This is a genomic window from Stenotrophomonas sp. YJH_SMC_53 (assembly GCF_059369995.1).
The window spans coordinates 1-13,087 of record NZ_JCAFTF010000012.1; the positions used below are offsets into that span (position 1 = coordinate 1).

Below are 13,087 nucleotides of genomic sequence, written 5' to 3' on the forward strand. Positions count from 1 at the left end.
GACAGAAGAGGCTGCCGAGCCTTACGCCAGTAGGGAACAAGCCAGCCAGTCCATCGCTGCTTACATCCACGGCTTCTACAATCCAGCCCGGCTACACTCGGCGCTGGGCTACCACTCGCCTAACAACTACGCCCGGCAGCTCCGGGCTGCCGCCTGAAACGGCTTCATGGCGTCCGTTTTCAGGGGGCCAGATCACACGCCCCCTCAACCGGACCCACCCCGCCTTCGACAGATTTCCGCGATCTGTTGGAACCTGCTGCTGATGGTGGGTGCCGACCGTTGGTCGGCACGGGGTCGGATCCAATTCTGACTATCGATATCTGACAGATGTGCCGACCAACGGTCGGCACCCACCAACAGCGCGCGGAATCTGTCAGAGGTGGGGCGGTGTGGGTGGGCAGGACCGTTGGCGCCATGGATGGCGCCATCGAGCCCCCATGGATGGGTTTACGGCGTGTCCTGACCACCCACACCGCCCCGCCATCCCACGGAATGCCGCTCTTGATCTTGCTTCGGCTTCGGCCTCTGCAGGTGCAGGGCGCAGCCCTGCCGAAAACCCCACCCTCAGCCGTCGCCCTGGATGCCGCCGGGGGCCTGCGCCGGGTCGCGCCAGCGGCGCACCGTGCGCTGGAAGAACAGGTTGTTCGGCAGCTGCAGCACCGTACCCTCATGGCCGTCGCCGGTTTCCTGCAGCGTGGTGTAGATCAGGTTCACGTCGATCACCCGCCCCTTCAGGCCCGGCTTCTCGCCGTTCTCCAGCACTTCGATGTAGTCATGCAGGCGGAACGGGCGAGTGGTGAAGATCAGCAACGTGCAGAAGATGTTGGACAGCACGCTCCAGGCCGCGAAGAAGGCCACTGCGCCCACGGCGGCGAAGCCGGTGAACGCGGTCCACAGCACTGAAGGCTTCGCGCCGAGCAGGCTGAGGATATACAGCAGGGCGCTGAAATAGACCACGAAACTGGTGATCCGGCGCGCGCCCATCACCATTTCAGGTGGCAGCGTGTAGTGCTCGGCAAAGCGCCGGATCAGGCGACGGGCCAGTACCCGCAGCAGCCAGGCGACCAGCAGCACCAGCACGATCTGCAGGGCCACGCCCGCGTAGTTCAGCCATGGGTGGCTCCAGGCCGGCAGGTGATCCTTCAGCGACAACATCATGGGGGCGAAAACAGGTGGCGGGAACGGCCTCGATGTTACCCGGCGCGTGCCGGGGTTTCGACCATCGGCGACCACGCCAGGCAGACCAGCTCCTGTCGATGCTGCTGCAGGCAGGCGCGGCCGTTGTCGGGGCACAACCGCAAGGACAGGCCCGATGCCTGCAGCACGACGCAAGCGACGATTACCAGCAGGGCGGCGCAGGACGGGCTGGACATGGCGGAACTCCCTGGAGGTATTTTCTCGAATGACCTTCCATGGATGCAGCCGTCGTCGAAAAGGTTGCATGGCCTTGATCGGCGATCGGCTCTAAACCTTTTTCCGGGTCGCCGCATCCAAGCGATATGCTCGACACCACCATGCCAGCGCCGCCTGCCGCCCACGACCCTGTCGACGAACCCGCCCTGGTGCGGGCGGCCGCCGCCGGTGACACTGCGGCCTACGAACTGCTGTACCGGCGCCATGCGCCGCGCGTGTTCGCCGTACTGTGGCGCCTGTGCGGGGGCCAGCAGGCGCGTGCCGAGGATGCCCTGCAGGAAGCGTTCCTGCAGGCATGGAAGGCGCTGCCGGGGTTCCGGTTCGAAAGCAGCCTGTCGACCTGGTTGCACCGGTTGGGCGTCAACGCTGCACTGATGGAACTGCGCGGGCGCGCCGCCGGGCAGGACCACGACAGTCTGGAGGAGGTCGACGGCGGCCTGCAGGAGCTGGCGGTGCACGACCGTTGCGCCGGTACCGAGCGCGACCTGGAGCGCGCACTCGCGACGCTGCCTCCGAGGGCGCGTGCGGTACTGGTACTGCACGACATCGAAGGCTGGAAGCACCAGGAAATCGCCGAGCAGCTGCAGATGGCCGTCGGCAGTTCAAAGGCACAGCTGCATCGTGCGCGCGGCCTGCTGCGCGCACGGCTGGGAGACATGACATGAGTACACACGAACACGATTGCGATCACGATCTGCTGGCCCGGCTGCGCGCGCTGCCGAACGAGCGCGATGTACCGGCCGATGGCTGGGCACGCCTGTCTGCCCGGCTGCCGCCGCGTGAACCAGAGGCAGCACCTGCGCCAACGGGCAACGTGGTGGCCCTGGCAACGCGTTCGCGGCGCCGCTGGTGGTTGCCGGCCGGCGCTGTCCTGGCTGCCAGCCTGGCGATCTACGCCGTGACCCCTTGGCGGCATGTGCAGCCGGATATACCGGTGCCGTCCACGCTGCAGTTGCAGGCTGCGGCGATGACCGAGCAGTACCGGCAGGCGGTGGCCGCGCTGCCCGCAGGCCGGGCACCGGAATGGCAGCCGGCGCTGCACGAACTGGATGAAAGCGCGGCACAGATCCAGGCCGCGCTGGCGCAGGACCCACGTGCGCCTCACCTGCTTGGCCAGCTCAAGCGCACCTATGCGCTGCGGCTGGAACTGACCCGGCAGGCGGCCTATGCCGCCGAGTCCGGCCTGACGACCTGAGGAGACCCCCGATGACACGAACCCTGATGACCTGCTGCGCCGCGCTGTTGCTGCTGCCCGCGGTGGCCCTGGCTGACACCCGGATCGACGAACGCCACAACCTGGCCGCCGGCGGCCGCATCGAACTGAGCAACGTGGCCGGCAAGGTGACCGTGCGTGGCTGGGACCGCAACGACGTGCAGCTCACTGGTACGCTCAGTGATGGCCTGCAGCTGCGCCAGGAAAAGAGTGCCAACCGCGTCCGCTGGGAGATCGAATATCCGCGTCGCAGCAACAACGGCGGCGCAACGCTGGTGCTGAACGTGCCGCGCTCGGTGGAGCTGCTGCTGAGCACGGTCAGTGCCAACCAGGACATCAGCGGCATCGATGTGCGTCGCCTGCAGGCCGACACGGTCAGCGGCAGCCTGAGCGCCTCCGGTCGCAGCGGCGACAGCAAGCTCAATACGGTCAGTGGCGGTGTCAGCGCGCGCCTGCAGACCCCGAAGCTGGATGTGAACACGGTCAGCGGCCGGATCGAAGCCGGTGGCGGCGTGTCCGGTGACATCGGTGCACAGACGGTATCCGGCCGGGTCGAGGTCGATGCCGGGCGGGTGCAGCGGTTGGCGGTGGAAACCGTATCGGGCAGCATCGATCTGTCGGCGGCCGGGCTGGCGCCGGGGGGCCGGATCAATGTCGAATCGGTGAGTGCGTCGGTCAACCTGCGCCTGCCACGCCCGGTTTCGGCGCAGCTGTCGGTGAACAGCTTCAGCGGGTCGATCAACAGCGATGCCGGCCAGGTGGAGCGGCCGCGCTACGGCCCGGGCAGCCATCTTGATACGCGGCTGGGCAGCGGCGACGGTGATATCCGCATCCAGTCGCATTCGGGCAGTGTTCGGGTAAGCCTGGATCGCTGAGCGCGATCCGGCAGGCCGCGGCGGCAGCGCCGCCGCGGTCGGTACGGGGTCAGCTGGCTTTCTTCAGCGCCCAGGTGGTGCCGAGGACTTCGATCTTGCCACCGGCCTTGCGGAACGCTGCCAGGTCCGAAGCGATCGAATCGCTGCTGACCACGGTGCTGGCGGCCGCGCCCTTGCGTTCGCTGCGGATGCTGTTGCTGGCCTTCGCGGGGGTCTTTGCCTTGCGGGGCATGGTTGCTCCTGTCAGGTGGAAGGGGAGGAAAGCGCCCAGGCATCGGCCTGGCGCAGGTAGTCCTGCCGCTCACGGCGGCAGTCACTGCCGCCCATCGAGAACTGGCGGCAGATCGCCGGGCGCTGCGAATAGATCGTGCAGCGCAGGTGATAGGGATCGATCGCCGCACACCAGCCTTCCTCGTTGCGCGCCATCACGGCACGGCCGTGGGTGTCGCGTGACAGGAACTGGCCGGGCACGTGGTCGCCGGGTTGCAGCAACACGGGCAGCCGACAACAGACCGCGTCACAACGGCGGCAGTCGATGGGTGCATGTGCTGCGTCAGGTTGTAAGGCCTCAGGGGCCTGGCGGGTGCCCAAAGCGGGTCTCGATGGCGGCTCCGGTGGTACGCGGACCATGAACGAGCCAGGAAGGCATGGCCGCTAGGCCCGCAGGGCGGGCCAGGCTGCACCGTGGACACACACCGGCGTGGCCGGTGGAAGGTGCAGCAGGGTTCTAGCCGACCAAGAGTAACTTAGATCGCGTAACGTTTTGTTAATCCTGGCTTGCTGCCGCCAAAGCAAGGCCCTGGACCACGCCCAGCGAGGGCTCGCCGTGGACCATGCGGGCGCCCGGGAAGGCCTCCGCAACGGCCTGGCGCAGATACCCGGCGCGGGACATGCCGCCGGTCAGGAACACCGCGTCCGGGTCGCCGCCGATGTCGCTGCGGACCTGGGCCAGCAGCTCCCGGAGCTGCTCCAGATAACCATGCGCGGCTGCGGCCAGGCCGTCGGCGCTGCTGTCGGCATGCAGGTCGCGGGCGATGTAGTCCAGCGTGCTGCGATGTTCGCTGGCGGCGCTGAGGGCGATCTTGGCGCGCTCGACGTCGCGGTACAGGCGGGCGGTATTGCCGGTGTCCTGCAGGGCCTGCAGGCGCGCGCCCCACGGATTGTCGACATGGTCATACTTGTGCTGGCGGAAGTCGCGCTGGCGGGTCATGTCCTGCACGGTGGCCGCTTCCACATAGTGGTGGGCGGGCACGCGGGTGATGCCGCGGCCGAACAGCGGCATGTAGCTGGACAGGCTCAGCGCCAGGTCGATGTCGGTACCGCCGCGGGCGATGCCCCAGGCGCGGTGGACGCGCGGGGCGTCGTCGCCGCCGACTTCGGCGTGGGCGATATCGGTGGTACCGCCGCCGATGTCGACGATCACGGCCTGGTGCCGTTCGCGGCTTTCGGCGTGATAGTGCATGGCCGCCGCGGCCGGTTCCTCGAGGAAATCGATCTGGTCGAAACCGGCCTGGCTGGCGGCTTCGCGCAGGATGTCCAGCGCCTGGTCATTGCCGGCCGCACCGATCGAGCTGCGGAACTGCACCGGACGCCCAAGCAGGGCCGCTCTCAGCGGCTGGCCGAGCTGGGCGCTGGCGGTCAGGCGGATGTGTTCGAGGATGTGCGCGGCGATGCCGGTGATGGTCTGCTTGGCGCGCGGGTGCAGGTTGTAGCCGAGCATCGATTTCGGGCTCTGCACCAGGTTGCCTTCGTGTTCCTCGAAATAGGCTTCCAGCGCTTCGTCACCGTAGACCGCACTCTGCAGCAGGTCGCTGGCACTGCGTTCCTTGCCGGCACGGGCTTCCATCCATTCCCGGCGCAGCGCGCGCAGGGCTTCGCGGCGCAGCGCCTGCGGCGTGCGTTGCTGGCCGGCGGCGCGCGCCGCACGCGCAGCGCCGTCGATCATCTGCTGCAGCTGGTGCTCCTGGCCGTCATCGAGCTGGAAGTCATCCGGGTCGGGCACCACGCCGGGGAAGTACACGCTGGTACGGAACTGCTCGGCGTCGCCGAAGCGGATCGGCAGCAGTTTTCCTTCATGCACGATGGCGGCGGCGGAGTTGCTGGTACCGAAGTCGATGCCGAGGCGCATGGGGAGTTCCGGGGGCGATCAGGGGCCGCGCACTCTGCTGCAGTTCGCCGCTGACTGCAAGGTCCCGCGGTTTCCTGTTCCGGGCCGGGTCAAGGAGGTCGCGGCGTACTGCCCGGAAATTGCCGGGGGAGCCGGGCGGTTACAATGGCAGCTGTTGATTCACTTTGAGGTACTTGCTGATGTCTTCTGCCCCTGCCTGCCCGCAGTGCACCCTGGAAAACACCTACGCCGATGGCGCGCTGTGGATCTGCGCCGACTGCAGCTTCGAATGGACCGCCGAGGAAAGTGCCGGTTCGACCCTGGTCGTGCGTGACAGCAACGGCAATACCCTGCAGGCCGGTGACACCGTCACCGTGATCAAGGACCTGAAGGTGAAGGGCTCCTCGATCCCGCTCAAGCAGGGCACCGTGATCCGCAACATCCGCCTGGTCGAGGACGATGCCGAGCACATCGAAGGCAATTCGGACAAGATCAAGGGCCTGGTCCTGAAGACCTGCTTCCTCAAGAAGGCCTGACCGGCCTTCAGCGCCGGGCCTGCTGCTGTGCGCGCCAGCGGGCCAGGCTGTCCAGCTTGGCCTGGTAGCGCGCCTGCTGCGGCGCCCCGCCCAGTTCCTGTGCACGCAGCAGCTCACGATCGGCGTGCTTGAGCTGGCCCGCCAGGAAATAGACCCGCGCCAGCCCGAAGTGGAACTGGTGCGCGGTGTCGTACAGGCGCACGGCCTGCCGGTAATAGCGGATCGCCTGCTGCAGTTGCCCGGCGCGTTCGGCCTCGGCACCGAGCATGTACTGCGCGAATGGGTCTTCGCGCTGCACCGATTGCAACCGCTGCTCCAGCGCCTGGGCCTGCGCAATCATGCCGAGCTTGCGGTAGAGGGCGCTGGCGTTGGTGAGTGCAGCATCCTGCCGGCCGTCCAGTCGCAGCGCCCTTTCCAGAGCCCGGCGTGCAGCGGCGGTATCGCCCGTGCGGTTTTCCAGCACGCCCAGGTTGTTCCAGGTGGCAGCGAAGCTGCCGTCCTGCGCCAGCGCGGTATCGAAGAAGGTACGTGCGCCCGCCAGGTCGCCGCTGGCCATGCGTTCGGCACCGCGATTGTTGTAGAAGTGCGCCAACGCCCGCGCCTGGCTGATCGGCAGCGGCCCGCGGCGGTCGTACAGCACATTGCGATCCAGATCGACGGTGGCGAAGCGGCCGGCAAAGCCGACCCCGGCATTGACGTGGCCTACGCTGTAGACCAGGCCCTGGGCCTGGTCCTGGTACCACGACACCACCTGGCCAACTTCCTGCACGCGCGCCTGGATGCCGGCTTCGCGTGCCAGTGCGACGAACATCAGGGTAAAGGCCAGGCAGTTGGCGCGTCGCTGCTGCCAGATCTCGCTGACAGTAAGGGTCGCGTCGGCGTCGTACTGCAGGTCCATGCCATGGCGGTCGAAGATCATCTCCACCAGCGCCTGCAGGCGCTGCTCGCGCGAATAGCTGCGACGGGTCACCTGGGTGTGCAGCATATCGAGCATGGCCGGTGGAATCGCGAACACCTGCTGCGGTGTTGGAATCGTCGGCGCGGTGGTGCTGGCAGCGACCGCAGGGGCTTCGCTCGCGTCAGGGTTCAGTGCGATCGCGGAGGGTGCCGCCAATGCGGCCAATGCGAGCAGAACGGATCGGGCGGCAGGACGGTACATGACGGCTCCCGGCAGCGGCGGGCGCTCCCGCCTGAGGCGAGTGTAGACCTGTGCGCGCACCCCTGCAGTGACCGCTGGTCGGTCCGCGCGTTCATCCACAGCCGGTGTGGACCAGCGCTCGACAAAGCTGTGGACAACCGCGTTGGGGCCCCGTGCGGAGAGCGTTGTGAGGGTGTGGTGAAAAAATGGCCGGCTTGCCCGCTACCGGCGCAGGCGGGATGATCCGGTCATGGACTTCTCCCCGCTGACGCTCGCTCCGGCGCAGTGGCAGGCGCTGCAGGACAGCTATGCAACGCCACCACGTGCCTACCATCACTTCGGCCACGTGCGTGCGGTGCTGCAGCACTGCCAGGAGGTTGCCGACGGTCCAGGCTGGCAGCAGCCGGCCGAGGTTTACCTGGCCGCGCTCTACCACGATGCGATCTATGTGGCGGGGCGAAAGGACAACGAAGCGCGTTCGGCGCAACTGGCCCTGCAGGCGATCGCACAGGCGCCGGAACTTGCCATGGTCGACGCGGCCCGGGTCGAGCAGCTGATCCTGCTGACTGCCCGCCATGGCGAGCTCGCCCCGGACGATGTCGATGCCGAGGCCGCGTTGTTCCTGGACTGCGACATGGCGATCCTGGCCGCGCCGGAGCCGGTGTTCAGCGCCTATGACTGCGGCGTGGCCGAAGAGTACAAGGGCGTGGTGCCAGGCTTCCTGTATCGCGCCGGCCGCCGCCGTTTCCTGCAGGGCCTGCTGCGTGCACCGCGCATCTTCCTCAGCGAATTCTTCCACCAGCGCCTCGACTCTGCCGCGCGCGACAATCTGCGCCGGCAGCTGGGCCGCTGAACCAGCCCGGTACACTGGGGCCCGTTTCCACCGATTGCCGCTTCCAACCGTGTCCGTCCCTGATCCCGATCCCCGTCCGCTGCCGCCGGAAGAGCCCGGTCCGAACGAATGTTGCGGCAGCGGTTGCCCGCTGTGTGTGCTGGACCTGTATGCCGACGAACTGCAGCGCTATCGCAAGGCGTTGGCCGAATGGCAGGCGCGGCACCCGGAGGCGTCCACATGAGCCGGGCGCGCCCAGCGGCACTGCTGGCGCTGGCGGCGCTGCTGCTGTTCGTGGCCACCGCGCTGTGGACCCAGTTCGCACGCACCGATCTGGACTGGGTGCGGGCCACGCTCAGCCTCTATCTGCACGGGCCGTGGGGGCTGGCGTTGCGCGCGGCCTACTGCCTGCTGGCATTGGCGATCGCCCTGCTCGGCATCAGCCTCTACCGGGGCAGCGTCGGCCCGCGGCGCAGCGCGGCGGCGCCGCTGCTGTTCACGGTCTCGGCACTGGGCCTGGCCACGGTCGCCATCGGTGACAGCTGGCTGCCGGAAGCGACGCCGCTGCTGGCACCGTTCATCCATGGGCTGGCGGCCAACACGGCGTTCCTGTGTGCCAGCGTCGGCATGCTCCTGCAGGCCTGGTACCTGCGCCGCGAACCGGGTTGGCAGTCCGCCGCGAGCCTGCTCTGGGGCTGGGCCTGGCTGGCGTTCGTACTGTTGTGGCTGCATGTGTTGTGGCGCGCCGGTCCGCCGCGCGGGCTGGGCCAGAAGGTCGTGATCGTGGTGATCGTAGGCTGGCTGCTGTACCTGGCGCTGGCACTGTACCGGCGCAGTCGGCGTACCACGGCCGACTGAATCGCCAACGGCCTGCACCGGTACGTGCCGTGCACGCGGTGGCGGCGTATCGTGTGCGCATTCCATCGGGGATGCGATATGAAGCGTGCAGGGCTGGGCAGGGCAATGGGTGTGGTTCTGGCGCTGGCGGCGCTGCCGGCAATGGCGGCGGCCAACGTGCAGCAGTTCAGCCACGGGCGGTTCGAGCAGATTGCGGTGCACATGCCGGCCGGCACGCCGCAGCGGGTGGTGATCTGGTTCCACGCGCCCACCCCAGGGGGTGACACCAGCCGCCTGCCGATCGAAGCCCTGCGTGCCGACGGCGCCATCGTTGCCGCTGTGGACATCGCGCACCTGCGCGGGGTGCTCAAGCGCGAGGGTGATCCGACCTGCTCGTTCGGCGCCGGTGACGTCGAGAACTTCTCGCGCTGGCTGCAGGCGTCCCTGCATCTGCCCGGCTACCACCTGCCGCTGGTCGGCGGTGACGGCGAGGGTGCCGAGATGGCCTATTCGCTCGCGGCGCAGGCCGACACCCAGGTGTTTGCCGGCCTGCTGACCACCGGCTTCTGCCCGGACCACAACCATGAGCGCATGGTCTGCGGCGATGGTGTGAAGCACAACACGCTGCAGCCCGCCGAACTGAATTTTCCGTGGTTGAGTGCCGCTGGCGATCACGGCTGCAAGGTGGGCGAGGCCAGTCGGTTCGTTCAGCAGGTCGCCATGGCACGCGAATTCAAGCGAACCGCGCGCGGTGATGCCTCACCCGGTCTGGTGGCCGCGGCGCGGGTGATCGGCGCGCAGGCCGGGGTCAGTCTGGCACCGCCGCCGGCCGCGCTGAAAGGCCTGCCGGTGGTGGAAGTACCGGCGACCGGTAGCGGCGATACGCTGGCGGTATTCGTTTCCGGCGATGGTGGCTGGGCCGGCCTGGACAAGGACGTGGCGTCGTCGCTCAACGAGCACGGCGTGGCCGTGGTCGGCATCGACTCGTTGCGCTACTTCTGGAGCGAGCGCACGCCGAAGGGCTTCGCCGCTGACCTGCAGAAGATCATCGACCACTACCGCCAGCAGTGGCACCGCGACAAGGTGATGCTGATCGGTTTCTCGCAGGGTGCCGACGTGCTGCCGGCCACCATCAACCAGCTCGACGCGGGTACCCGAGAGGCGCTGGACCGCATCGTGCTGCTGTCGGTAGGCAGGAAGGCCGACTTCGAATTCCATGTCAGCAACTGGCTGGGCGGCGGCGGCGATGGCCTGCCGATCGCTCCGGAAGTGGCCAGGCTGCCGGCGGAAAGAACCCTGTGCGTATATGGCGACAAGGACGAGGACGCACTGTGCCCGGACCTGCCGGCCAATGACGGCGTGAAGCGGGTGAAGCTGCCGGGCGACCACCATTTCGGCGGTGACTATGATCGGCTGGCCGAGGTGATCCTCAAGGGCGGGGCGTGAACCGGAGAGCGTGCGAACCAACGGTTCGCACCCACCAGGACGAGCCGCGGTAGCGCCGGGCCATGCCCGGCGGATCGCGTCCTCAGTTGCGCCGCGGGTCCAGAGAGATCAGGCGCGTGGCGTCCAGCAGCGCCGCCGGCAGGTGCATGCCGCCGGGCGCGGCGAGATAGCGCGGCCGCCACTGCGGATCGAACTTCGACTTGAAGCGGCGCAGGCCACTGAACCCGTAGAAACGTTCGCCATGCCGCGCCAGCAGGCCGGCCAGCCGGTTCCAGCGGCCAGCCAGACGATGCTGTGCCAGCCCGGAAAGCGGCGCCATGCCCAGCGAGAAACGTGCATAGCCCTGTGCGCGGCCCCACAGGAACAGCTCGATGAAGAGGAAGTCCATCGTGCCCTTCGGTGCTTCGCTGACGTGGCGCATCAGGTCCACCGACAGCTCGGCGCCGGCCGGTGCCTGCCACAGGTTGGCGAAGGCCACGATCTGGCCTTCGGCCTCGACCAGCGCCACCGGGAAGCGCACCAGGTAATCCGGGTCGTAGCTGCCGAGCGAGAAGCCCTTTTCGTCGCCGGCCTTGTCTTCCAGCCATGCGTTGGAGATCGCGTGCAGGCGCGGCAGCAGGCTGGGAATTTCCTCCACGGGCGCCACGCGGAAGGACAGGCCACCCCGCTTGCCCCGGTTCCAGGCCTGGCGCAGGTCGGCGCGCTCGCGCCCTTCCAGGCCGAAATCATGCAGCGGCACCATCGCTTCTTCGCCCAGCTTGACCAGCCCCAGGCCAAGGTCGAGATAGGTCTGCCAGTAAGTCTCGCCGACCTGGTAGAAGACGGGGCGCAGGCCGAGGCGGTCGGCTTCCTCGCGGAAGCGCCAGATCAATGCGCGGGCGACGTCCGGCGGGCCGACCGGGTCGCCCATCGCGATCAGCGAACCCCCATAGCGCTGCATCATCACGAAGCCGAGTTTCGCTTCATCGCGCAGCACTGCCTTGTCCGCGGTCAGCACCAGGCAGGCCTGGGTGTCGGTGGCACCGGCCAGGACCGGCGCCAGCGATTGCAGCGTCGCTTCATCGGCGGCGGGCAGCGGGCTACGCGTGCTGTGCAGCAGCCGCGCCAGGCCGAACATCACCAGCGCGATGGCCACCACCAGCAACGCGCGCAACGCGCGCGGTGCGTTGCCGGAGACCGCGAACTGCCACCACAGCTCGTTCTGGTATTCGACATGGCTGTAGGTGAAGAACAGCAGCCAGGTCACCGCCACCAGCACCAGCCCCAGGTTGCGCAGCCACGGCCACGACCAGGCTTCATCCAGCAGCGCACCCTGGCGGTAGAACTCGCGGCGCGCAGCCCACAGCGCCATCGCCACCAGCACCGCCGAGACGGCGATCAACGGTTGGCCACCGCGCAGCCACAGCGGCAGCGGGGTGACCACGCACACCGCCATCGCCAGCATCCACGCCGCGTGGCTGCGACGGGCCAGGCCCTGCCCGATCAGCAGCAGCGCGACACCACTGAGGCTGCCGATCAGGTGCGAGGTTTCCAGGATCGGCAGCGAGGCATTCACCAGGTGCCGGCGTGGCGTGGGCAGCGTGCCGTCGATGACCAGCGCGGCGCCGATGCTGAACACCGCCAGCGCGATGATCTGCGGCAACCATGGGCGCAGTGCGTTCCAGCCGGCGCGGGTTGCCCCGGCACTGGCCTTCAGCGGCTGGCGCAGCGCGGGCGCAAGGGCGAGCAACGTGGCCAGCACCAGCGGTAGTACGTAATAGGTCACGCGGTAGATCAACGCGGCCGCCAGCACCGCCGCCGGTGCCACCTGGGGCAACAGCTTCAACAGGCTCCATTCGAACACGCCCAGGCCGGCCGGCACGGTCGAGACCAGGCCGGCCAGTACCGCGACGAGGTACAGGCCGACGAAGCCGGGCAGGCCGGTGGGCGTCGAGTCCGGCAGCAGCACATAGAACGCGGCGCTGGCCAGCACCAGCTCGATCACGCTGAGCACGGTGACGCCGAGCATGGTGCGGCGGTCGGGTAGCCACAACGCATGGCCGAACACGCTGAACTGCCGTCCGTCGCGACCGACCAGCAGCACGGTACCCAGATAGGCGAGCAGGGCGACGATGCCGACGATGCGCACGGCATCGCGATTCAGTGGCAATGCCAACGCCGCTGCCGCCGGTTCCATGCAGAGCGCCACGCTGATCAACAGCCACGCACCGAACACGAAACCGAGCGTGCTCATCAGCACCACCTGGCCGATCTGCGCCAGGTCCAGGCCGGCGCTGCGGTAGCCACGCAGGCGCACTGCGCCACCGGTCAACGCGGCAAAGCCCACCGTCTGGCCCAGCGTATGCGCAAGGAAGGCGGTAATGCCGATGCGTGCCGGATGCACGCGGATGCCGCTGCGGCGCAGGCCGATGGCATCGAAGCCGATCAGGCAGGCGTAGCTGGCCAGGCCGAGCATCACGGTGAGCGTGATCTGCAGGCCACTGAGCTGGCGGAACGCCTGGCGGATGGCGCGGTAGCCGTGCTCATCGAATTCACTGGCCAGGCCATGCAGGGCCAGCGAGAGGATCAGCAGGGGAACGACAATGGTGAGGACCCGCTTCCATGCCGGGGTGGAGGAAGCGGCGGCGGGGTTGGTGGCTGCGGTCATCGGCGCAAGGGTGCGTCAGGAGGGGCGAGTGCGGTGTCAACGC

At 68.1% G+C, this 13,087-nt stretch carries 16 protein-coding genes; 9 read left to right on the plus strand and 7 right to left on the minus strand.

Annotation, left to right across the window (positions count from 1 at the left end; genetic code table 11):
* A partial coding sequence (locus tag AC5P7X_RS16890) for an IS3 family transposase (protein ID WP_495215206.1) occupies positions 1–157 on the plus strand: 157 nt, incomplete at its 5' end.
* A 407-nt stretch (positions 158–564) separates the two neighbouring features.
* Here the strand turns inward: AC5P7X_RS16890 and AC5P7X_RS16895 are convergent.
* Both AC5P7X_RS16895 and AC5P7X_RS16900 read right to left on the minus strand, forming a co-directional pair.
* Positions 565–1,158, minus strand: a complete 594-nt coding sequence (locus AC5P7X_RS16895) for a mechanosensitive ion channel family protein (protein WP_005418176.1) — start codon at positions 1,156–1,158, stop codon at positions 565–567.
* A 35-nt stretch (positions 1,159–1,193) separates the two neighbouring features.
* Positions 1,194–1,373: a hypothetical protein gene (locus AC5P7X_RS16900; RefSeq protein WP_049415771.1), complete on the minus strand. Its 180-nt coding sequence runs from the start codon at positions 1,371–1,373 to the stop codon at positions 1,194–1,196.
* 126 nt (positions 1,374–1,499) lie between these two features.
* Between AC5P7X_RS16900 and AC5P7X_RS16905 the strand changes: the two genes are divergently transcribed.
* From AC5P7X_RS16905 to AC5P7X_RS16915, 3 genes are read left to right on the plus strand one after another with little or no spacing between them, the layout of a single operon-like run.
* A complete protein-coding gene (locus tag AC5P7X_RS16905; RefSeq protein WP_070489956.1) occupies positions 1,500–2,078 on the plus strand; it encodes an RNA polymerase sigma factor in 579 nt (192 codons plus the stop codon).
* Positions 2,075–2,608 carry a hypothetical protein gene (locus AC5P7X_RS16910; RefSeq protein ID WP_171957200.1) on the plus strand — a complete coding sequence of 178 codons (534 nt, stop codon included), beginning with the start codon at positions 2,075–2,077 and terminating at the stop codon, positions 2,606–2,608. Before AC5P7X_RS16905 ends, AC5P7X_RS16910 begins: the two co-directional genes overlap by 4 nt.
* Positions 2,609–2,619: 11 nt before the next feature.
* On the plus strand, positions 2,620–3,501 hold the full coding sequence (locus AC5P7X_RS16915) for a DUF4097 family beta strand repeat-containing protein (RefSeq protein WP_329843647.1): 882 nt from the start codon (positions 2,620–2,622) through the stop codon (positions 3,499–3,501).
* A 49-nt stretch (positions 3,502–3,550) separates the two neighbouring features.
* Here the strand turns inward: AC5P7X_RS16915 and AC5P7X_RS16920 are convergent, their stop codons facing one another.
* From AC5P7X_RS16920 to AC5P7X_RS16930, 3 genes are all read right to left on the minus strand, one after another.
* On the minus strand, positions 3,551–3,733 hold the full coding sequence (locus AC5P7X_RS16920; protein ID WP_005410566.1) for a hypothetical protein: 183 nt from the start codon (positions 3,731–3,733) through the stop codon (positions 3,551–3,553).
* An 11-nt stretch (positions 3,734–3,744) separates the two neighbouring features.
* Positions 3,745–4,038, minus strand: coding sequence for a YkgJ family cysteine cluster protein (locus AC5P7X_RS16925; RefSeq protein ID WP_080104338.1), 294 nt, complete (start codon positions 4,036–4,038; stop codon positions 3,745–3,747).
* A gap of 229 nt (positions 4,039–4,267) precedes the next feature.
* Positions 4,268–5,629, minus strand: a complete 1,362-nt coding sequence (locus tag AC5P7X_RS16930; protein ID WP_329843648.1) for an Hsp70 family protein — start codon at positions 5,627–5,629, stop codon at positions 4,268–4,270.
* Between the two features lie 179 nt (positions 5,630–5,808).
* Between AC5P7X_RS16930 and AC5P7X_RS16935 the strand changes: the two genes are divergently transcribed.
* Complete coding sequence (locus AC5P7X_RS16935) at positions 5,809–6,144, plus strand: zinc ribbon domain-containing protein YjdM (RefSeq protein ID WP_495215187.1); 336 nt, start codon at positions 5,809–5,811, stop codon at positions 6,142–6,144.
* 7 nt (positions 6,145–6,151) lie between these two features.
* Here the strand turns inward: AC5P7X_RS16935 and AC5P7X_RS16940 are convergent, their stop codons facing one another.
* Positions 6,152–7,303 (minus strand): transglutaminase-like domain-containing protein, encoded by a 1,152-nt coding sequence (locus AC5P7X_RS16940; RefSeq protein ID WP_065179251.1) that lies wholly within the window; start codon positions 7,301–7,303, stop codon positions 6,152–6,154.
* A gap of 229 nt (positions 7,304–7,532) precedes the next feature.
* Between AC5P7X_RS16940 and AC5P7X_RS16945 the strand changes: the two genes are divergently transcribed.
* From AC5P7X_RS16945 to AC5P7X_RS16960, 4 genes are all read left to right on the plus strand, one after another.
* Complete coding sequence (locus AC5P7X_RS16945) at positions 7,533–8,135, plus strand: HD domain-containing protein (protein ID WP_329843649.1); 603 nt, start codon at positions 7,533–7,535, stop codon at positions 8,133–8,135.
* Between the two features lie 49 nt (positions 8,136–8,184).
* Positions 8,185–8,358 (plus strand): oxidoreductase-like domain-containing protein, encoded by a 174-nt coding sequence (locus AC5P7X_RS16950; RefSeq protein ID WP_253137435.1) that lies wholly within the window; start codon positions 8,185–8,187, stop codon positions 8,356–8,358.
* A complete protein-coding gene (locus AC5P7X_RS16955; RefSeq protein WP_005418159.1) occupies positions 8,355–8,972 on the plus strand; it encodes a DUF998 domain-containing protein in 618 nt (205 codons plus the stop codon). The genes AC5P7X_RS16950 and AC5P7X_RS16955 overlap by 4 nt, the downstream gene beginning before the upstream one ends.
* Positions 8,973–9,050: 78 nt before the next feature.
* Positions 9,051–10,397 (plus strand): virulence factor family protein, encoded by a 1,347-nt coding sequence (locus tag AC5P7X_RS16960; RefSeq protein ID WP_329843650.1) that lies wholly within the window; start codon positions 9,051–9,053, stop codon positions 10,395–10,397.
* Between the two features lie 82 nt (positions 10,398–10,479).
* Here the strand turns inward: AC5P7X_RS16960 and mprF are convergent, their stop codons facing one another.
* The gene (gene mprF, locus AC5P7X_RS16965; RefSeq protein ID WP_329843651.1) at positions 10,480–13,044 is read right to left on the minus strand and encodes a bifunctional lysylphosphatidylglycerol flippase/synthetase MprF; all 2,565 of its coding nucleotides are present in this window, start codon (positions 13,042–13,044) and stop codon (positions 10,480–10,482) included.
* Positions 13,045–13,087: the final 43 nt, after the last annotated feature.